Genomic DNA, 21,232 nt, shown 5'->3' on the forward strand with positions numbered 1-21,232 from the left:
AATATTATGGCAAAGAAATTACCCAAAACTGATGTGGTCGTGATTGGGCTCGGCTGGGCCGGTTCAATCATTGCTAATGAACTGGCTGATGAAGGACTGAATGTGGTCGCCATCGAGCGTGGCCCGTGGCGAGATACTGCCCGTGACTTCAACGTGGCGACTGTCACCGATGAACTGCGTTACAGCAGCCGCCAGGAATTGATGGTGCAGACTGCACAAAACACGGTCACCATTCGTAACACGCCTTCACAAACCGCGCTGCCCATGCGCGAATGGGGTTCGTTCCACCCGGGTAATGGCACTGGCGGCGCAGGCAACCACTGGGCGGGCATCACCTTCCGCTTCCAGCCTGATGAGTTTCGTCTCAAAAGCCACCTGACCGAAAAGTACGGTGCCAATGCCATTCCTGAAGAGTTGGTATTGCAGGATTGGGGCACCGACTGGGAAGAGATGGAACCGCATTACACCTCCTTTGAGCGACTGGCCGGTGTTTCCGGTAAAGCCAGCAATGTCAACGGCGGGCACCATGAAGGCGGCAATCCTTACGAGGGCATGCGCTCGATTGAGTATCCAACCAAACCAATGGATATGCCCTACGGCCCGACGCTGTTTGCCGAAGCGGCACGTAACATGGGTTACAACGCTTTCCCGGTCCCCTCCTCGCTGGTTTCTGAAGCCTACACCAACCCACTTGGCGTCAAAATGGGGCCTTGTACTTATTGTGGTTTCTGTACCAACTACGGCTGTGCCAACTACTCTAAAGCCAGCGCCATCACCACCGTTTTGCCTTCGCTGATGCGAAAGGACAATTTCGAAGCGCGCACCAACTGCGAAGTGATGAAAATCGTCACCTCCCCTGATGGAAAACAGGTCACCGGCGTCATTTACATCGACTCCTCCGGCGACGAGTGGGAACAACCCGCAGATCTGATCGTGGTCACGGCGTTCACCTTCGAAAACGTCCGCCTGATGTTGCTTTCTGGCATTGGTAAACCTTACGACCCGATCAGCGGCACCGGCACCACCGGCCGTAACTATGCTTATCAGACCGCCAACAGCGTACAGTTATTCTTCGATGACAAGAACTTCAACCCGTTTATTGGCGCAGGTGCGGTCGGCATGGGTATTGATGATTTCAACAACGATAACTTCGACCACTCCGGCCTCGGTTTCTTTGGCGGTGGGAGTATCCGCGTGACGCCAATCGGTGGCGCGCCCATCGGTTACCGCCCTGTTCCGCCGGGAACGCCGAAATGGGGTAAAGAATGGAAGCAAGCCACGGTCAGCAACTACCTCAGCAGCATGTCGATCGGTTGTGAGGCCAGCAGCTACACCACGCGAACGAACTACCTGTCGCTGGATCCAAACTATCAAGACCGTCTGGGCCGCCCGCTGCTGCGCGTCACCTTCGACTTCGCGCAGAACGATCTAAAAATGGCCGCGTATTGCACCGGTAAAGTTGGCGAGATCGCTAAAGCCATGAACCCACGGCAATATGTGGAAAAACCGATGAAAGGCCACTGGAACGGCTCGCCGTATCAGTCCTCACACATTGTCGGCGGCTTCGTGATGGGCGCCGATCCGACCACCAGCTCCGTTAACAAGCATCTGCAAGTCTGGGATGTGCCCAACTTGTTTGTGGTCGGCGCTTCGGCCTTCCCACAAAACCCAGGCTATAACCCAACCGGCACCGTCGGTGCGCTGGCATTTAAAGCCGCCGAAGCCATTCGCAAGAGTTACCTGAAAAAACCGGGAGAGATGATCGTATGAAAACCTTAACCTCATTCTCACTCGGACTGGTGGCGTTGACTGTATCCGGGATGGTACATGCTGCCGGTGATGGCGCATTCGAACAGGTCGAGCGCGGGCGCTATCTGGCCACCGTAGGCGACTGCGCGGCCTGCCACACGGCCTCTACGCCGGATGCCAAACCTTTTGCCGGTGGTGTCCCTATCGAGACACCTTTTGGTCGTTTAGTGGGTGCCAATATCACGCCGGATGCTGAAACGGGTATCGGCAAATGGACCTTTGACGACTTCCAGCGTGCTATGTCTGAAGGCATCGGCCACGGTGGCAAACGCCTGTACGGCGCGATGCCATTCACTGCTTACACCAAAGTGACCCGCGAAGATAACGCCGCTATCTGGGCCTACCTGCAAACCTTGCAGCCGGTGCACAGCGAAGTGGAATCTAACCAGTTACCCTTCCCGTTTAATATCCGTACCAGCCTGATGGGCTGGAACTGGCTTAACTTCAGCAAAGGTGAATATAAGCCGAAGATGGACAAGTCAGCGGAGTGGAACCGTGGCGCTTATATTGTTGAAGGTCTGGGCCACTGCGGCACCTGCCATACACCAAAAAACATGATTGGCGGTGATAAAGAGAGTGAATTCCTGCAAGGCGCAGTGATAGAAAACTGGGTCGCACCGGACATCACGACCAATAAGCGCACCGGGATTGGCAACTGGAGCGAACAGGATCTTACGCAATATCTGAAGACCGGAGCTAACCGTTTTGATATTGCCTCCGGGCCGATGGCTGATGAAGTTGAGCATTCATCGCAGCACTGGACCGATGCAGACCTTAAAGCCGTGGCGGTTTACCTTAAAGACAGCGGCCACGACAGTGGCACCAAAGCAGAGGAACCTCTGAGTGCCGATAATAAAGCAATGGTTGCCGGCAGGCATATTTACGCAGACCGTTGTTCAGCCTGCCACACGCCGGACGGCAAAGGACAAGAAGGCATGTTCCCACGTCTGGCTGACTCTGCACTGATTAACCAGGATCACGCCACCTCGCTTATCCGCGTCGTGTTAGCCGGCAGCCGCCCGGTCGCCACCAATGCCTTGCCTACCGCGCCAGCAATGCCGTCGTTTGACGCCAACATGAGCGATGAAGATATCGCCAACGTGCTGACGTACATTCGCAACAGTTGGGGGAATTCTGCCACCGCGGTGGCGGCCTCTGATGTTAAGGATTTGCGAACAGAGCTGAAAAAGTAATTAAGGTTTTGTCTTCATAATCGCAAGTGTTGGGCGCTGAAAAGCGCCTTTTTTTCGCTTGTCAGCAGGAGACATTCAGTTTTGAATGCGGCCGCGTGCAAAATGTCACCGGCAAATCGGTGAGCACTTTGTCATTTTTTATTCATTATTTTCCCTCCGGTTTGTCACAAACACATGCCAAGGTAACCACTTGATACCCATAAACATTCCAACCGGATAGTCGATGAAAAAGCTCACATGCATTAGCTTACTGTTGATGATGGCCTTTGGCGCACAGGCACAAACCACGCTGACTTTCTGGCATTCCATGGACGGTGATTTAGGTAAAGAGGTCAACGCACTGACGGACCGTTTTAACCAAACTCACCCCGATTACCACGTAGTCCCCATTTATAAAGGCAACTATGAACTCGGCCTGTCGGCTGGTGTTTCAGCCTACCGCAACGGCAATGCGCCGGATATATTGCAGGTGTATGAAGTCGGTACGCCAAACATGATGGCCAGTAACGCCGTAGTGCCGGTGTCGCAGGTTTTTAAAGACGCGGGGATCCCTAACGATGAAAGCAACTTTGTGCCTTCAGTGGCGGCGTATTACAGCGACAGCAAGACTGGACATCTGATCTCACAGCCGTTTAACAGCTCGACGCCCGTTCTCTATTACAACAAAGAAGCGTTCAGGAAAGCCGGGTTGAACCCGGAACAACCGCCAAAAACCTGGAATGAGCTGGCGGAAGATGCCGCGAAACTACGCGCGGCTGGAATGAAATGTGGCTACACCAATGCCGGTCAACAGGGCTGGATCCAGATTGAAGGTTTTAGTGCCTGGAATGGTTTACCGGTAGCGACCCGTAACAACGGGTTTGACGGAACCGACGCTGAACTCAATTTCAACGGCCCCCTGCAGGTCGCCCACATCGAACAACTCAACGCCATGCATAAGAAAGGCGACTTCTCTTATTATGGCCGTCAAAATGACGCAACCAACAATTTTTACGCCGGTGACTGCGGCATGCTGACCACCTCCTCGGCCGCATTAAACACCATCCGCCACTACGCCAAATTTGATGTTGGCGTAGGCATGATGCCCTATCAGGACGGCGTGCCAGGCGCACCTCAAAATGCCTTTATTGGCGGTGGAAGCTTATGGGTGTTTAAAGGCAAAACGGCTGAAACCTACAAAGGTGTGGCGGAATTTCTGCATTTCCTGACGGAACCGAAAAATGCCGCCCAGTGGCACCAGAACACCGGCTATTTACCGATCACTAACGCGGCGTATGCACTGACTCAGGAGCAAGGTTTTTATAAAAGCCATCCGGGAGCAGATATCGCCATGAAACAGATGCTCAACAAGCCGCCGCTGCCTTTTACCAAAGGTCTGCGGTTGGGCAATATGCCGCAAATTCGTACCATCATGGATGAAGAGCTTGAAAAAGTCTGGAACGGGCAGGAAACACCGAAACAATCGCTCGATAACATGGTCACGCGCGGAAACGTGCTGTTACGCCGTTTTGAACAGTCGATCGCAGGAAAGTAATCGAACGCTGCAAACAGTAACGGGGTAAATTCCCCCGATATCAGGAGTTATGATGAAAGCCTTTACTCACACGTTGATTGGTCCCGAAAACCCGAATGTTCTGGTCATTGCCCACCGAGGTGTGTGGCAAACCACCGCCGAAAACTCTCTGGCTGCGCTGCATGAGGCTATTCATCAGGGCGCAGATATTATCGAGATTGATGCGCAAACCACCGCCGATTCGCAACTGGTGGTGATCCACGACGCGCACCTCGACCGTACCTGTAATTATCAGGGCGAAGTGGCGACCATGTCACTGGAAGCGGTGCGCCGCGCCAGATTAAAAGCCAGTGACGGACGAGAAGGCATGGTGCTCACCGGCGAACGCATTCCGTTACTGGAAGAGTTACTCGAGGAAGCCCGCGGACGGATCGTGGTAAACGTGGACATTAAGTACCCGCGTGATGCAGACCGCGTCGCGTCGCTTATTCTCAGCATGAATATGGCCGATGGCGTGCTGTTAAAAAGCAAAATGGATATGGCAACGCAGCGTTTCCCTCTGGTGCTGAGTAATGCGTCTCAGCGGATCCCCTTTATGCCGATCCTGCACGCTCGTCCGGGCCTGTTTGCACAGGACTTACGTAACATAGAGCAGTTCGGCGCGCAGATGATTGAGCTTAATTTTACCGATCTCGCCGACGTAACTGCCGCCCGAGACGAGCTGAAACGCCTTGGCGTAAGAGTGTGGGTCAACACGCTGGATGTCTCTCATTCGCTCGATTTCTGCGATAGCCGTGCGGCACAGGATCCCGAAGGCGTTTGGGGCGTATTGATAGAAGCGGGCGTACGGGCGTTCCAGACTGATAATGTCGGTCAACTGGTTCGCTGGTTAAAAGAGCGCGGCGATAAAAGATAACTATTCCTGGTGAAGTTTTTCGTTTGGGCGGCACAAGACCTCGTATTCTGAGTTATCTTTGGCTGCCAAGCACGTTACCCCGCGTCAGCAAATAGATACCGGTAAAAATTTGCCAGAAAGTAATGGCGTAAACTGAACAGCGTTCAATCAAGCCCACCGGCAAAACTCCCTGGGTCAATATCGCCACGCTGAGTAGCCCGGCGCATCCCAACACGATGCTTAGTTGGCTAAAACCACGCCATCCAGGCTTCTGCCACTGACTGGATCCCGCCGCCAGCACGGTGAGATTCCCGCCGATAATGGCCAACACTGCACCAAGCTGATGCGCTGAGACACTTCCCAGCATCGCGCCTTGCGGTTCGCTGTGAAAAATAGCGATGATCACGCCACCCAATCCATGAAAAAGTCCAAACACCAGAAACAGTTTCCCCGCCCGTCCATTAAAAATGGGCCTTAACAACCAGCAGGCAATAAAGAACAGTATGCCTTCGATAACAAACCCACTGTTCATGACGGAATGAAAAGGAGAGCATAAATTTCTGCCATCTGGCATCGTCCCGCACTGTGCCACACCTAAATCGCTGATGTAGTTAGCCGCGTAGCTGTAGAAAGGATCCTCCCAACTCAGGGCGGTAATTTTTTCGGCCAGAAGATATTGCAAGCCACCCAAGGCGAAGCACAGTGCGCCCAATGTATATCCGTAGTTTCTAATCTGCATAAGAGTGTGAATCGAATAGTGAAGTGTGACTAAGAATACCCATGCCTTAGATAAACCGGTGAATACTTTTCCTACCCCACAGCGTTTTTCTCATCTGCTATGCTTTTCAAGCGGATCCCCTTTAAGGAAAAACAATGTTTTCATCTAAAATAATGTTAAAAACAGCCACTGCCGCCACGGTGGCAGTCTGGTTACCGCTGGCAAATGCAGCTGGAATATTTATCCTTTCATCGCCAGATTTTCAGGACAACGCGCTACTGGCGCAGAAATTCGCCGGAAACATGAAAGGTAACGCCTTCTGTACCGGGGATAACATATCCCCCGCCCTGAATTGGGAGAATGTTCCGGCGGGTACCAAAAGTCTGGCTCTGACGATGGTGGATCCCGAGGGCCGTGGCGGCCTGGGTGTGAATCATCTGGTTGCTTATGGCATCGCTGCTGACGTGAAAGGTTTTGCGCAAAACGACTTGTCTGCCGCAAAAGGGTTTAATGGCGGGAAAAGCACTCAGGGCAATGGCCACTATAACGGCCCTTGTCCACCGGTTAACGCAGGTGTCCATCATTACGTCTTCACGCTGATCGCCACCGACTTAGCGCCCGACGCTTTGCCCGCTGGTCTAACCCGAGACCAATTGTTCGAAAAACTGGAGGGTCACAGCAAGGGAGCAGCAGGTATTATCGGCCGCTTTGGCAACAAGTAGGCCACAAGCGTGGTGGCCGGTAATACCGTCCACCACAGTGCATTACCGGCATCGGTAAAAAAATATCAATAAAAAATTTGCTCGTTGCATTATGCAGATAAAGCGGATTAACAGCGATCTAGCGTCAGTGACGTTGTCACCTAACGCGATCAATACATTACTATTCAGACAGTGAATTCATAGATTCCATTGATTTCTCAAGCTGCAATAGGCATTTTTCTGCCCATGGACTTTCCGCAGCTTTGGAAGCTATTGCTGTTCGGGTTTTTAGATAGTATGTATATATTTCGTTATTAGTTGGTTCTATGAAAGGAATACCGCATATGCTGCCTATATTATCTTTATCGACAAACTGAAGAGTTTCAGAAGGATTATGAGATAGGGAATAGGCCATTGAAATATTTAATCCCTCTTGAAATGAGGTTTCACCATAGAAAGGGGTACTTTTCAATTTTGGATATAGGGCCACCCATTTACTTCCGCCCTTAGAAATATACCCCACAACCTGGTCGTATTCTGAGTCAGTTATAATATTCTGATTTTGGATTCTTATTGCATGCAGGACTTTATTGTAAAGTAAATCTTCTGGATTAGATATTTCATCATTAGCGACATGGCAACCAGACAATACCAAAACCCAAAAAAAAGGAATAGCTGCCATGATTTTCATTTAATAATTAACTCCTTATCTCCACTATCTGCAATTAATTTCCTAAAATTTGGAGCTAAAACCATACAGCCATTAGATGCTGTTCCTCGCCCATTATCACCATGGATAAGAAATCCAGCACGTCCACACATGTTATTTTCTGAGTAGGGATTGAGACGTATAACAAAATTCCCGGCAGTAGGATGTTTTGCTATCGGGTGGCCGATATGATATTTACCGTGTGGCAATGGGCCCTTATTAATCTCACACTCAAGTGCTGGATCATTTTTATACCCTTCCGCACCTGCATACATTGCACTAAACTGATATTTACCATCCAGTGTGAATGATTTTTTTCTGACATCATAAACCCAACTCATTGTGATCCCTCATTTTAAAATGGCACATTAAGTGCCATTAATTAACTACGTTCGTTCTTTCCATGAATCAGAGTGAACAATATTTCCATCGCAATACTTCCATGTTATTTTTTCATAACGAAGTGTTACCGACTCGAGGTAGTTCATATTCTGAATGGATTTTATGTTATGCATGAGTGGATTGACTGAAACAACCTTAACGCTTTCAAGGAACATATTAAAATACTCCTCTTCCTGTCCGGCGTGGTTAATACGATACCACTTTATCTATGCACTTTTTAGAGTTTGCCCAGAAGAGACAGCCTTGTAGAGATAGGGGCTGGAAGAATCAAATTCTTTTTCGAATTCAAGCGCACTGTGGACTCGCGTTCCGGTCAGTTTCCCCGTATGACTATCTGTAGGGATACTCAGACCGTGCATAAAGCTGAGTACCTCAATACTCCCTTCTCTATCCTTTACGTCAACTGACCCCTTGATATCCGCGCCACCATCATCTTTTAGCCATAAATATGCTGGAATTGCCATATATAACATCCTTATATAATATGTGGTTTTTACTCTCGGCATAATACGCGATTATTAAGTGATGTAAACAGGGGTAAAAAAATAAGGACAGAAAAAACAAATAACGCTTCGTATTTTAGTTAAATAGATTAAGACAATGAAAGGCATTAATCCCCTTCCCTACACCCGGCTTAGCCGATGTCCGAGCCGAGTTCTGTTTTAAAAGTTCAGGCCGCATTCAAAATGGCGCTAAGCCAGAGGTGGAAAACCGCGCGTCTCTTGCGCGGGTTGTAACCCGCAGCGAAGGAACCGCCTAAGCGGCGGCATTTTGCGGCTATAGCCGTGGTAACTGAAACACGGCCATTCCGATTCAGCGATAGCGCGCAGTTAAAAAACGCAGGATTCCAAAGGAGGCACGTTTATGCCTCCTTTGGGCCAGTGTGGGCGGCGAGCCCACGACCTTAAAGTTGAATTTGAATTTGAATTTGAATTTGAATTTAAAAAATAAAGCAGGTTGGGCAGCCGCCCAACATCACCCGATGATGTGCCCCTTATCCATATGAACCGCCCTATCACACATGTGATCAATCACATCGGCATCATGGCTTACCAGCAACATCGTCAGATCACTTGAGGCTTTCAAATCATTTAACAGATTGAGGATCTCGGCCTGCACAGACATATCCAGAGCGGAGGTCGGTTCATCGAGCAGCAGCAATTTGGGTTTGAGCAACAATGCCCTTACGATGGCCACGCGTTGGCGTTGACCGCCGGAAAGCTGATGCGGATAACGGTTCATCATGTCCGGGTCGAGCCCAACCTGACGGAAGCCTTCGGCAATTTTCTGCTCAATACCCTGCTCTTTGAGAATTTTCAGCGGCTCAGCCAACGTACGTCGCAGCCGGTGCTTAGGATGCAGCGAGGCGTACGGATCCTGAAACACCATCTGCACGTCGCGGCGCAGGCTGCCGGTGAAAGGTTTACCTGGCGTGAGTTTCTGCGTAAGCATCGTCAGGTTACCGCTCCACTGCCCATTCAAACCGGCCAGCACCCAAAGCAGCGATGATTTACCGCAACCGGAAGGCCCGACTAAGCCGAAACATTCACCTTGATTAATGGTGAGGTCTACGTCATGCACGACAGTGCGTAGCTCATAGCCATGACGGTGCGAGACGCTGAGACCGGCAAATTCGGCGACGACCTGATTCATGAATGTGGCTCCTGTAATGAGGCTTCGGGCGATGAAACGTACTGAGAAGACTTCTGTTTCAAAGATTCAAGCAATGCGCGATCCAGCACAGGCAGGCGTTCGCCATGGGTTAATTTACTCGGACGGCATGACCAGAGCGTTTGTGTATACGGATGCGTGGCGTGCGCCAGTTGGTCGGCGGGAAGCTCATCCAGCAGATCGCCTTTGTACATCACCAGTACCCGCTCACAGAATTGCGATACCTGTTGCAGGTCGTGGCTGATCAAAATCAGCCCCATATTACGTTGCTCGACCAGACGTTCGATAAGATCCAATACTTGCTCACGCATATCGAAATCCAGTGCCGAAGTGGGTTCATCAGCAATCAACCATTGCGGATCGTTAATCAGCGCAATCGCCAGCATGGCGCGTTGGCCCATGCCACCAGAAAGCTGGTGCGGATACTGTTTGCATAATCTTTTTGGATCCGGCAACCCCACGGCATTGAGCATATCCAGCACTTTCTCTTGCCGCTCTTTACGCCCCAGATGGGTATGTAGCCGCAGCGGTTCTTCGACCTGCCAGCCAATCGGACGGGCCGGGTTGAGTGCGTGTTTAGGATCCTGCATCACCATGGCTACGCGGTTGCCTCGCAACTGATTCCACTGGCGCTCGCTCAGGGTCAGGAGATCTTGTTCGCCCAGCGTCAACTGTCTGGCGCGCATCGCGCACGGATAAGGTAACAGGCCCATCAGCGCACGCGCCGTGAGGGATTTCCCCGAGCCAGATTCCCCCACCATCGCCACCCGCTCTTTACCTACGCTGAAGGAGAGAGATTTGACCAGCTCCACCGGTTGCGGGCCTGGCAGATAGACGGTCAGATCTTTGGCGATCAGTATGTCGTTGTGCAGGATTTTCTGTTGATTTAGTTCGAAATCATTTGCCATGTCGTGGATCCATTTTGTCACGCAGGCCATCGCCCAGCAGGTTGAAAGCCAGGCTGGCGAACAGTATGGCGCCACCCGGTGCGGCGGCCACCCACCACTGGTCAAAAATCACCTTACTGCCTTCTGCCACCATCGAACCCCATTCGGCGGTCGGCGGTTGAATGCCCATACCGAGGAAGCCAAGGCCGGCCGACGCCAAAATAATACCGCCCAGGCTGAGTGCTGCGCGCACCACAGCGCTTGGCAGGCACAGCGGCAGAATATGGCCAAACATCAGACGCAGTCCGCCAATGCCCTGCATACGCGCTGCCGCCAGATAATCACTGCGACGTAATGCCAATGTTTCCGCCCTCGCCTGACGGGCAAAAGGCGGCCAACTGGTAAAAGCTAAAGCCAGTGCGCCATTCATCAAACCGGGACCGAGGATCGCCACCAGCGCCAGTGCGATAACCAAACTTGGCAACGACAGGACAATGTCGGTCATACGCATGATAATCCGCTCATACCAACCGCCAATATATCCGGCGCTGATGCCCACCAGCAGCCCGACCGGGATGGTCAGCACTAAAATGAGCGACACCAGCAACAGCGTTGGCCGCGCACCGTAAATCACGCGCGACAGCAGGTCACGGCCAAAACCGTCGGTGCCCAGCCAATGCTCAGAGGACGGGGGTAACAGACGCAACTCGATATGCTGAATGTTGGGTGCAAAAGGGGCCAGCCACGGGGCCAGCAGCGCGCAGGCAATCAGGATAATCACCAGCGTAGTGCCGATCGACAGTGCGGTAATACGCCAAGCGGGTCGCCATGTGCGGGTGACATCGGACTGCGTTAACGGTTCGGGAATGCGTTGAGTCATAGTATTCAGCCAGTTATCGGGTTCGCGGATCGAGCAGATACGTCAGGGCATCAGCCAGTGCGTTCAGCAGCACAAAACAGGTGCCGATAAGCAACGTCGCGCCTAGGATAGCCGGTGTGTCAGCCGCAAACAGCGCGGTAGTCAGGTAACGCCCAACGCCCGGCCATGCAAAGACCGTTTCGGTCAATACCGCACCTTCAAGCAGGCTGGCGTAAGAGAGCGTCAGTACGGTGATCAGCGTGCCGAGCACATTCGGAAAGACATGACGTAACAGCACACGGCCGCGTCCGGCACCTTTCGAACGGGCCAGGATCACGTACTCCTTGTTCATTTCACCCAGCATCGAGGCACGCAGCAGACGGGTGATCCCCGCCATCGACAGCATCGCCAGCACCGTGACCGGTAGCCACATATGGCTAATAGCGTTAAAGAACATCTCGCGGTCGCCTGACAGCCAGGTATCAATCAACACAAAGCCGGTTTTCGGCTCCATGCTGTAGAGATACACATCATCGAGCCGTCCCGGCCCACCAGCCCAATGCAATACCGCATAGAAAAGCAGTAAGCCGAGCAGGCTCAGCCAGAAAATCGGCACAGAATAGCCGAGCAGTGAGATCAGTCGCGCGGCGTTATCCAGCCAGCTTCCCGGCTTCCACACCGCCAGCAGCGCCAGCGAAATGCCAAAGAAAGCGCCGAGGATGATCGCACAAGTCGCCAGTTCAACCGTTGCCGGGAAAGTGCGGGCTAAATCACTGGCCACCGGCTGCGCGGTCGTCCGCGACATGCCCATGTCACCGTGCGCCAGATGTTGAATATAGCGGCCGAACTGCACCGGCACCGACTCGTCGAGACCCAGGTCGTGACGCACCTGAGCGTAAGTTGCTTCGCTGGCATGGTCCCCGGCGATTTGCAACGTTGGGTCAATGGGGGCGAGATGGGAAAGCGTAAAAGTAAAGGCCAGTAAGCCCAGCAGCGTGAGCACCAGCGATATCACGCTGGTCAATAAACGGCCTGACCAACGCCAACCCTGCCGGACGAATCCGGCGGGTGTTGAACTGTCGGTCATTACTTGGTGACCTTGCTGTAGAAGACCATGTCAGGGTTGATGCCCTGCACGTAACCTTGAATATTGTCGCGTACGGCGATGAGGCTTTTCGCCTGTAGGCCAATGACGAACGGCGAGTTTTTCTGCACTTCCAGTTGCAACTGACGGTAATCAGCCACGCGTTTGGCCTGATCCGGTTCCGCAATGGCAGCCAGCGTCAGTTTGTTCAGTGCAGGAATTGACCAGTTGGCGCGCCACGCCAGAGTTTTGCTGCCATCTTCCGGATTGAATGCAAAGGCCGATGCGTTGGTGTTCGGGTCAAAGTAATCCGGTCCCCACGAAGACATATACGCGTCATAGTCATGCGCTTTCACCTTGGTGGAAATTTGCTGGCTCAGGCCCGGATCCAGTTTCACCGTCACACCGCCCCGCGCGAAGCTGGCCTGCAAGGCTTGAGCAATGTCCAGGTACGGCGGTTGGTTAGAGGTTGAAATCGTGAACGTGACGTCTTTCAACCCGGCTTTTTCCAGAATGGCTTTCGCTTTGGCCGGGTCATAGGTGTACGGATTGTCATTCAACGCGCCAAGGTAACCTTCCGGCAGGAAAGCCTGATGGATCTGGAAGTTGTCTTTCATCAGATCATGGGCGATGCGCTGATAGTCAAACAGATAACGGGCCGCTTCCCAGAAGGCAGGATTACCCAGCGCAGGAGAGGCTTTGGCGTTGAATTGCAGGAAGTACAATGAGGCATAAGGGATCGCCAGCGGTTTAACGTTTTTCGTCTTGGCCAGTGCGGCCATCTGGTCTGCACCCAGATTGCGCGCTATATCGGCGTCGCCCTGCTCAATCAACAAGCGGCGGGCAGCCGGATCCGGCACGTTTTTGATCAGAATGGTTTTCAGCTTCGGCGCGCCTTCAGGCGATGTCGGGTTGGCGTCAAGTACCAACACTTCATGCGGCACATAGGTGCGGATTTTATACGGACCACTGCCCGCCGAGTGATTGCTCAGCCAGCCGTGACCCAGGTCATCACCTTTGGCATTCTCTTTCACCTGTTTGCTGTCGACGATGGATGAGACTGGCGCAGAGAGCAGGCTTAGCACGAAGGACGGACTGACGTTAGCAGTCCAGCTGATTTTTACGTGATGGTCATCGACTTTCGTCAAAAGGCCGTCGACGTTTTTGTTATCCCAGCCTAACTGCGTCAGGACGAATGATGGCTCAAGGTTAAGTTTCACCACGCGGGACAATGAGAAAATAACGTCATCTGCGGTCAGCGGATTACCGCTGGCAAAGGTGGCTTTCGGATCCAGAGTAAAGGTCAGACTACGGTTGTCGGCACCCGCTTCCCAGGATTTAGCCAGCGTCGGCTTCAGATCAATTGGGTTGTGTGGATCAGATTGCACCAGACGCTGATAAATATTGTTAAATGCTTGTACCGTAGTCAGTTCAAAACCCTGCGCGGGGTCGAAGCTTGATGTGTCATCGATAGATTGCGCAATAACCAAGGTATTTGCAGGTGTCGCAGCCTGAACGGTAAAGCTGGCTGCGATAGCAACAAACAGAACGGAAGGGATAAAGGCTCTCATAATGATGACTCTCCAACATAGCGAAATTGCTAATAATTTATTAATTGTATGTGAGTCTTTAACCCACAAGAAAGTCGTTTAATGACTAACCTTATGCAAATTCTGTATAAGAGTAGTCGTATAGTTATAAAAACTGCATTTAGGCAAATATTCAGTATCAAGTTAACCAATAAAAACGCCGCCGAAGGAGCAGTATCATTCGGCGGCGTCATGGGCATTCGATACATTAAACAGAATCTTAACCGAGGCCCGGAATACCCTCGCCCGATGAGACGGACAGCAGCATACGCACCTGATTAACCAGTTCACTCATGCAGTCATCACGCATACCATAATTGGCCAGTTCTTTTTCCAGTGCGAACAGATATTGGGCGTTGGTGCCAAGCGGCCCACTGGCTTTGGCGATAAGCGGTGCAATGACCTGATAGGAGGTATCGGCTTCAAACAGCGGATGCGCGGGATCCATAATAAATACCAGCGCGGTGACGGTACGCCCATCGTCGAGTTGCAGCTCGCACCAGGTCGGGCGGTAGCAGCCAGTCAGCATTTCACGCTTCCACAGGAGTTCCAGCTCATCGCGCAGCTTCTCTTCGGGCAGGCGGAACGCCAGGCCGGTGGTACGTCCGCCGTCTTTAAGCGCCAGCATACGTCCAGGCTGCGCGTGGGTGCCACGCCCGGCAGTCAGACGTAAACAAAATGCACGGTGAAAACCGTTGAGCATTGCCGGACGCGCCTCTTCTGAGTCGAACACCGGATTCCACATCAAAGAGCCGTAGCCAAATATCCACACCGGGCTGTTGCCCGGACGTCGTGCAAGGGTGCTGTCCAGTGAAGCAGTGCGTTGTTCCATGGTCAATAACATCGATTCATCGATGCTGCCGAATGCTGTTTTGCAATCTGCATTGCGCAGAAAATCACGGGTTAACATCATTAACACCCTCCATCGAAGCCACTGCTTAAAGTACTTACCATGCTGTTGACGCTGTCATCTCCGTTAAAATGCCTACGCTGCAGAATTTCTTTATCCTATTAATAGTTCAAACCTTATGCGTTTCTGCACCATCAATCAAGATTGATGGTGATCACAAAACGTAAATTAAGTGACTTTTTTATGAACATTGAGAAAGTGTTGACCCGAATGGCAAAATAAAGCCCGCCCCTGAAGTGCACTCAGTGCGCCGTTCCTCCCCGGTAGTCGCACCCTGCTGGTCGTTGAATTTGTCAAATTCACCTTACCGCCAACTGGCACATAATGAAGTTTGGCTGCTACGCTAAATAAGTTAACGCCCATACATGTTATCAGACTGATTACTCGAACAAAATATTGAAAAAACAAAGTTTATTTAAGCTGGAACAACTTACAGCCCCCTATAAATTAATGTAAATACACCACCACTAAATAATAAAGTAAGCAAAACCACTATAAATCATGATTATGTTGTTATTGCATTGTTTTTAATAACCTTATAAAAAAAATAAAATCACCAAAAGATGCTTAATTGGCATTATTAATCAGATTGTACTGCACAAAATCGGTTGTTGATTATTTTATCTCATCAAAGTCCATTTTTTCTGTTAATTGAGTGCTTTTTCCACTATAGTAAGCGGGTTAAATCGTTAGATATTAGCGTGTTTTTGTACTGGCAGTTGTGCTCGACTGACAAGGTTAAGACTGCCGCTTCGTGAATCCGGTTTATCCGGGGCCGCGTGTGTTTATAAGGAGGAAAATCATCATGGTGTCATCTCAGGAGTCCCCAAAACATAAATCTCGTCATCAGGAATATTCACTGGTTTTTCCCATCGTCGCATTATTGGGGTTGGTATTTTTTAGTAATAGCAGCGACTTTCTCACCGTTGTCGGCATCAATTTAATTGCGTTGGTGGGTATTCTCGCCAGCGCATTCAGCGTCGTGCGCCATGCCGACGTATTAGCCCATCGGCTGGGCGAGCCTTATGGTTCCCTGATCCTCAGCCTGTCAGTGGTTATTCTCGAAGTCAGTCTGATATCCGCCCTAATGGCCACCGGCGATGCCGCTCCAGCGCTGATGCGCGATACACTGTTCTCGATAATTATGATCGTAATGGCCGGTCTGGTGGGCTTCTCCCTGCTGCTGGGCGGGCGTAAATTTGCTACGCAGTATGTGAATCTTGGCGGTATCAAACAGTATCTGATGGCGATTTTTCCGCTGGCTATCATCGTATTGGTGTTACCGGCGGCGCTGCCGGATGGCAATTTCACCACCGGACAAGCCCTGTTCGTGGCGGTGATTTCTGCAGCGATGTACGGCGTATTTTTGCTAATTCAAACGAAGACCCACCAGAGCCTGTTTATTTACGAGCATGAAGATGATGGCGAAGAAGAGGGTCATGGAAAGCCTTCCTCGAAAAGCAATCTCACACATACTCTGTGGTTGATTGTGCATCTGGTCTTGGTTATCGCCGTGACCAAGTTTAATGCGAATCCGCTGGAAACATTGCTGACGGAATTGAACGCTCCGGCACAGTTCACTGGTTTCCTGGTTGCATTGCTGATCCTATCCCCTGAAGGCTTGGGTGCGTTGAGGGCCGTTATGCAAAATCAGGTACAGCGCGCGATGAATCTGTTTTTCGGTTCAGTGCTGGCCACCATTTCCCTGACCGTACCTGCGGTAACACTGATTGCTACCCTCACTGGCCAGCAGCTGATTTTCGGTCTGGCTCCGGCGAATATCGTCGTGATGCTGGCGGTGCTGATTCTGTGTCAGATTTCGTTCTCGACCGGTCGTACCAATGTATTAAACGGCACTGCGCATTTGGCGCTGTTCTGTGCCTATATGATGATCATTATGCTTTAACTCTTCATCCTTCGAGTAAAGTGCATTTTAAGTAAATAAAAGGCCGCCTTATTCCAGGCGGCCTTTCTATTATTGATATTGATAAGAATTAAGAATAGGCGTCCAGAGCGCGTCTACACAGCTCCGAGCGCACACAGTCCTCTTTACCAAATTCTATGATGCCAACCATCTCGTCTTCTTCAAAGCGGGACATTGCATCGCTGAGACCCGATATAACCCCTCGCGGTAAATCGCATTGGGTAATATCACCATTAACTATAACCGTCACGTTCTCACCCAGACGGGTCAGGAACATTTTCATTTGGCTGGCCGTGACATTCTGGGCTTCATCCAGAATAACCACCGCATTTTCAAAAGTACGCCCACGCATATACGCGAAAGGAGCAATTTCGACTTTGCCTATTTCCGGTCGCAAACAATATTGCATAAATGACGACCCCAGACGACGGACTAAAATGTCGTATACCGGACGGAAATAAGGAGCGAATTTCTCGGATATATCACCAGGTAAGAAACCGAGATCTTCATCTGCCTGCAATACAGGACGGGTGACAATGATTCTGTCTATCTCTTTGTGGATTAATGCCTCAGCAGCTTTCGCTGCGCTGATAAATGTTTTGCCGCAGCCTGCTTCGCCGGTAGCAAAAATTAACTGCTTATTCTCTATGGCTGATAAGTAATGACCCTGAGCTTCATTTCGCGCCTGGATTGTTGACGAGTCGCGAGTATCGCGCGCCATACCAATCGATTCCACACCGCCCATTTGTATTAAAGAGGTCACTGTTTCTTCCTCACGTTGGCGGTGACTGCGTGAATCGCGACGAATAACACGTTTCGCTTCACGACGAGCTTTGATCACTTCTTTCTGTCTTCCCATAGTGGCACCTTACAGTTTGATTCACTTAACGCTAAGGCAGTTGCCCGCTCGGTTATGTTTCACTAACAAATGAGGTTTTGGTCTCCTTTTAGACCAAGTAAAGCCAATGAATAACGTGAAGAGGAAAATAAACGTAATCGATTAATAAACGATCTGTTGCTTATTCTCTTTAGATCTATTTTCTGTTCACGAAGAGGCATTGCCATTAACGACCAACCGTTGACCCACGCAGCATTCAATCCAGTGTGCATACCAGAAAAATAATCAGTCAGTTTCAATATCAGGGTGGGTTCAGTTAAACAACGTAGGTGCTGGTGTGTGAGTGGAAAAATTCGGAATAGTCGTGAAGTAGAAGAAAACGTACGGGTAAATATCAGAGAGTCGACGTTTTGGCCCTCGTTGGCGTTTGTGCGACAACAACGAGTGGTGTGGTTAAAAAGTGTATTTTTATATCCGCGCCCAAAACTGGACATTCCCATTCGCGATCCCCGCTGTGATATTTACGGCCATTTACCGTACACCGAGTAAACTTTTAGTTTTGTTCGGTGCTAAACATTACGCACCCACTAAAAGTACCGCCTGATAATGTCAGTATAGTGACAGCTGACACCTTTGCTATAAAAATTCGTTACCAACTTCTTAATGAAATGTAAAAAGGTTTGAGCAGAAGGTCAACAAGATCTTTAAAGATCTTTTTCAGATCCTTAGGCGTGTGCCTTTATGGCTGCATGTTTATTACTGTTGGCTATTTTAACGACGCCGGCGACTTGAATAGCCGGCGTCGCTCAGTCAGGCCTCAATCAATGCCTGTCCCAGATAGTGACTGTCATCTTTCACGCCAGGCAGCGTGAAGAAGAAACCGCCGCCAACCGGGCGGATATACTCTTCCAACGGCTCACCGTTTAGCCGTTTTTGTACGGTCAGGAATCCTTTTTCCAGATCGTGCTGGAAGCACACAAACAGCAGGCCCATTTCAAGCTGCCCTGAGTTCGTCACGCCGAGTGAATAACTGTAGCCACGGCGCAGCATCAGGTTATCGTCGGTGGCTTTTGTTCGTGGGTTGGCCAGACGAATATGCGCGTCGAGCGGGATCACCTTACCGTCAGGATCCTTAGAATAATCCGGCACGTCATGTTCTTTTTCCATACCCAGCGGTGCGCCGGTATGTTTGTGGCGGCCAAAAATAGTCTGCTGTTCCTGTAACGGCGTGCGGTCCCAGAATTCGACATGGAATGGAATAATACGCGTCGCCTGATAGCTACCACCCACCGTCCAGGCCGGTTCGCCCTGCTCTGGCGTCACCCAAATAACGTTGTCCATCAGCGGCGCATCTTTAGCATCCGGGTTGGCGGTGCCGTCTTTAAAACCTAGCAAGTTGATTGGCGTCTCCTTGCCCTCACTGCGCGCAGCATGGGATGAGATAAAGCCATCGCGCCGCCAGCGCACGCTGAGCAAATCAGGTGTGTACTTGATGATGTCACGCAGCGCGTGCAGCACGGTGTCACTGTTGTTCGCACAAATTTGTAATAGCAGATCGCCGTGGCACAGTTTGGCGTCCAGCGAGTCATTCGGAAAACGCGCCATCCGTTGCAGTTTCAGCGGTTTATGCGCCGCCAGTCCGAAGCGTTCATCAAACAGCGAATCTCCGGCCGACAGCGTCATGGTCAGGTTATCCGGATAGATTTCCGGCCCCATCACACCGGAATCCATCGGCGGGAATTTTGGGTCAACTTCAGGTGCGGTGCCGCCGGTGGTCAGAAACGCAAAGCGTGCCGTCAGCAGGCGAAACAGACGTTCGAGATCGGCTTTGGTCGTCGCCAAGACATCGAAGGATATCAGCATCATTGACGCCTGTTGCGGCGTCAAAATGCCAGCCTGATGCTCACCGTGGAAGGGTTGCTTGCTCCAACGTTCGTCAGGGGAAACGGTGCCTGGCTGGTAACCTGGCTTCGACCCCGTAGTTTTCGAGGGTGAAGCGTTTTCAATACCGGCAGCGGCAGCGCCGCCCAGGGCAAATGCGCCACCCAATAAACCGACGCCTTTCAATAAGCGGCGGCGGGAAGAAGAGACGTCCTGTGAATCAAACTTATTGTCGTGTTTATCACTCATTGCTGATCTCTCGAAAAAAGTCAAAGCTCACACAGTCTGCGCCGTTTTCAGGTTTAGTTTTTAGCGCCTCCACCTGCCAAGGGGGAGTCTGGGAGGGGGTTTGCAGCCGATTCTGTAGCTAAAACCCACACCCCATCCCAACCTTCCCCTCGTGAAAGGGGAAGGAGCAGGCCGAATGAGGAATTAATCCAGGCCGAGCACGCCACGCAGCTTGGCGAGATCTTCTGCCAGTGTGGTGATCGGTCCTTTCATGGCATTACGGTCAGCGTCAGACAACTTCTCGTAATGCTCATAGCCTTCTTTAGTTTTGTATTTATCCAGCAGTGCATCGACGGTTTTGAAGTTAGCGTCGATTTTATCCAGCAGCGGTTTATCAGCCTTCACCAGCAACGGGCGCAGCAAGTTAACAATTTTCTGTGCCCCATCAAGGTTGGCACGGAAATCCCACAGATCGGTACGGCTGTAACGGTCTTCTTCACCGCTGATCTTGCTTGAAGCCACTTCTTCAATCAGGCCCGCGGCGCCACCGACCACTTTGCTTGGTGGGAAGGTCAGATCGGTGATGCGCTTTTGCAGATCCTGCACATCAATGTTGAGCTTATCGGCGAACTTCTCGGTGCCTTGGGTGGTTTTATCCGCGAAGAGGATTTTTTCAAGACGGTGGAAACCGGTGAAATTAGGATCCTCGGCTTTTTTCTCGAAATCGTCTTCACGGGCATCGATGCTGCCGTCCAGATCAGAGAACAGCTCGGCGATAGGTTCGATACGCTCATAGTAAACGCGGGTTGACGGATAAAGTGCCTGAGCTTTTTTCAGGTCGCCCTTCTTAATCGCGTCGGTAAAGGCTTTGGTGTGTGAAACCAGTTCACCTACCTGCTGGGTCACATAGACTTTGTATTCAGCAATCGGGCCAACCAGCGCCATGGCATCAGGCTTGGTCGCAACGGCAGCACCTTCAGCCGTCACGGTCAGCTTGCCTTTTGGATTGCTCAGCAAACCGCAGGTCATGTCATATTCGCCCGGCTCAAGATTAGCGGTCATTTTCTGGGTAAAGCCCGGCGCGATGTTCTCACGCTCTTCGATGACCATTACGCCTTTGAGAATTTCCCACTCCAGCCCTTTTTGGCTGGCATTGTGCACCACAAACTGAGTTTTACCTGCAGGCACGGTCAGTGCCATCGGTTCGCATTGTTTATCATTGACGGTAATTTTGACTTGACGAACATCGGCAGCCAACACGTTGGCGCTCAGCGCAAAGACTGGCAGAGATAACAGTGCAACCTGTAAAGCTTTATGGCGAAACAGTGGGGATGAATATGACATTTACAACTCCCTGACAGAGACGATGTGATAGAAAATAGGTGTATGAGCAATCGTTTTATAAACAGCAGACTTGCGAA

Annotated in this window: 18 protein-coding genes and 1 pseudogene; 6 read left to right on the forward strand and 13 right to left on the reverse strand. The window is 51.1% G+C overall.

Annotated elements, in window-relative coordinates:
• Positions 1-6: 6 nt before the first annotated feature.
• From ACMV8I_RS05775 to ACMV8I_RS05790, 4 genes are all read left to right on the forward strand, one after another.
• Entirely contained in the window at positions 7-1,770 is a 1,764-nt protein-coding gene (locus tag ACMV8I_RS05775) for a GMC family oxidoreductase (protein WP_498864221.1), read from the forward strand.
• On the forward strand, positions 1,767-3,002 hold the full coding sequence (locus tag ACMV8I_RS05780; RefSeq protein WP_498864222.1) for a c-type cytochrome: 1,236 nt from the start codon (positions 1,767-1,769) through the stop codon (positions 3,000-3,002). Before ACMV8I_RS05775 ends, ACMV8I_RS05780 begins: the two co-directional genes overlap by 4 nt.
• 223 nt (positions 3,003-3,225) lie before the next feature.
• Entirely contained in the window at positions 3,226-4,536 is a 1,311-nt protein-coding gene (ugpB, locus tag ACMV8I_RS05785; RefSeq protein WP_498864223.1) for a sn-glycerol-3-phosphate ABC transporter substrate-binding protein UgpB, read from the forward strand.
• Positions 4,537-4,588: 52 nt separating this feature from the next.
• Complete coding sequence (locus ACMV8I_RS05790; protein WP_498864224.1) at positions 4,589-5,431, forward strand: glycerophosphodiester phosphodiesterase family protein; 843 nt, start codon at positions 4,589-4,591, stop codon at positions 5,429-5,431.
• A 52-nt stretch (positions 5,432-5,483) separates the two neighbouring features.
• Here the strand turns inward: ACMV8I_RS05790 and ACMV8I_RS05795 are convergent, their stop codons facing one another.
• Positions 5,484-6,122, reverse strand: a complete 639-nt coding sequence (locus tag ACMV8I_RS05795; protein ID WP_498864225.1) for a DUF998 domain-containing protein — start codon at positions 6,120-6,122, stop codon at positions 5,484-5,486.
• Between the two features lie 179 nt (positions 6,123-6,301).
• On the opposite strand from ACMV8I_RS05795, the gene ACMV8I_RS05800 reads away from it, so the two are divergent.
• On the forward strand, positions 6,302-6,850 hold the full coding sequence (locus ACMV8I_RS05800; protein ID WP_498864736.1) for a YbhB/YbcL family Raf kinase inhibitor-like protein: 549 nt from the start codon (positions 6,302-6,304) through the stop codon (positions 6,848-6,850).
• A 160-nt stretch (positions 6,851-7,010) separates the two neighbouring features.
• On the opposite strand, the gene ACMV8I_RS05805 is transcribed toward ACMV8I_RS05800, so the two are convergent.
• The 9 genes and pseudogenes from ACMV8I_RS05805 to ACMV8I_RS05845 all read right to left on the reverse strand — a co-directional run bounded on the left by ACMV8I_RS05805 (position 7,011) and on the right by ACMV8I_RS05845 (position 14,940).
• On the reverse strand, positions 7,011-7,520 hold the full coding sequence (locus ACMV8I_RS05805; RefSeq protein WP_498864226.1) for a hypothetical protein: 510 nt from the start codon (positions 7,518-7,520) through the stop codon (positions 7,011-7,013).
• Positions 7,517-7,879, reverse strand: coding sequence for a tlde1 domain-containing protein (locus ACMV8I_RS05810; protein WP_498864227.1), 363 nt, complete (start codon positions 7,877-7,879; stop codon positions 7,517-7,519). Before ACMV8I_RS05810 ends, ACMV8I_RS05805 begins: the two co-directional genes overlap by 4 nt.
• Positions 7,880-7,924: 45 nt before the next feature.
• Positions 7,925-8,404, reverse strand: a pseudogene (locus ACMV8I_RS05815) (Hcp family type VI secretion system effector).
• Between the two features lie 511 nt (positions 8,405-8,915).
• A complete protein-coding gene (locus tag ACMV8I_RS05820; RefSeq protein ID WP_498864228.1) occupies positions 8,916-9,593 on the reverse strand; it encodes an ABC transporter ATP-binding protein in 678 nt (225 codons plus the stop codon).
• The gene (locus ACMV8I_RS05825) at positions 9,590-10,519 is read right to left on the reverse strand and encodes an ABC transporter ATP-binding protein (protein WP_498864229.1); all 930 of its coding nucleotides are present in this window, start codon (positions 10,517-10,519) and stop codon (positions 9,590-9,592) included. Before ACMV8I_RS05825 ends, ACMV8I_RS05820 begins: the two co-directional genes overlap by 4 nt.
• Positions 10,509-11,378: an ABC transporter permease gene (locus tag ACMV8I_RS05830; RefSeq protein WP_498864230.1), complete on the reverse strand. Its 870-nt coding sequence runs from the start codon at positions 11,376-11,378 to the stop codon at positions 10,509-10,511. Before ACMV8I_RS05830 ends, ACMV8I_RS05825 begins: the two co-directional genes overlap by 11 nt.
• Positions 11,379-11,391: 13 nt before the next feature.
• Positions 11,392-12,444, reverse strand: coding sequence for an ABC transporter permease (locus ACMV8I_RS05835; protein WP_498864231.1), 1,053 nt, complete (start codon positions 12,442-12,444; stop codon positions 11,392-11,394).
• Positions 12,444-14,012 (reverse strand): ABC transporter substrate-binding protein, encoded by a 1,569-nt coding sequence (locus tag ACMV8I_RS05840; protein WP_498864232.1) that lies wholly within the window; start codon positions 14,010-14,012, stop codon positions 12,444-12,446. Before ACMV8I_RS05840 ends, ACMV8I_RS05835 begins: the two co-directional genes overlap by 1 nt.
• A 238-nt stretch (positions 14,013-14,250) precedes the next feature.
• On the reverse strand, positions 14,251-14,940 hold the full coding sequence (locus ACMV8I_RS05845) for a gamma-glutamylcyclotransferase (RefSeq protein ID WP_498864737.1): 690 nt from the start codon (positions 14,938-14,940) through the stop codon (positions 14,251-14,253).
• Positions 14,941-15,745: 805 nt separating this feature from the next.
• Between ACMV8I_RS05845 and chaA the strand changes: the two genes are divergently transcribed.
• A complete protein-coding gene (gene chaA, locus ACMV8I_RS05850) occupies positions 15,746-16,846 on the forward strand; it encodes a sodium-potassium/proton antiporter ChaA (RefSeq protein WP_498864233.1) in 1,101 nt (366 codons plus the stop codon).
• A gap of 88 nt (positions 16,847-16,934) precedes the next feature.
• On the opposite strand, the gene phoH is transcribed toward chaA, so the two are convergent.
• From phoH to efeO, 3 genes are all read right to left on the reverse strand, one after another.
• Positions 16,935-17,723, reverse strand: a complete 789-nt coding sequence (phoH, locus tag ACMV8I_RS05855) for a phosphate starvation-inducible protein PhoH (protein WP_498864234.1) — start codon at positions 17,721-17,723, stop codon at positions 16,935-16,937.
• 789 nt (positions 17,724-18,512) lie between these two features.
• Positions 18,513-19,832, reverse strand: coding sequence for an iron uptake transporter deferrochelatase/peroxidase subunit (efeB, locus tag ACMV8I_RS05860; RefSeq protein WP_498864235.1), 1,320 nt, complete (start codon positions 19,830-19,832; stop codon positions 18,513-18,515).
• Positions 19,833-20,015: 183 nt separating this feature from the next.
• Positions 20,016-21,155 (reverse strand): iron uptake system protein EfeO, encoded by a 1,140-nt coding sequence (gene efeO, locus ACMV8I_RS05865; RefSeq protein WP_498864236.1) that lies wholly within the window; start codon positions 21,153-21,155, stop codon positions 20,016-20,018.
• Between the last annotated feature and the right edge of the window lie 77 nt (positions 21,156-21,232).

The organism is Ewingella sp. S1.OA.A_B6 (assembly GCF_049889095.1).
Classification (GTDB): Bacteria; Pseudomonadota; Gammaproteobacteria; order Enterobacterales; family Enterobacteriaceae; genus Ewingella.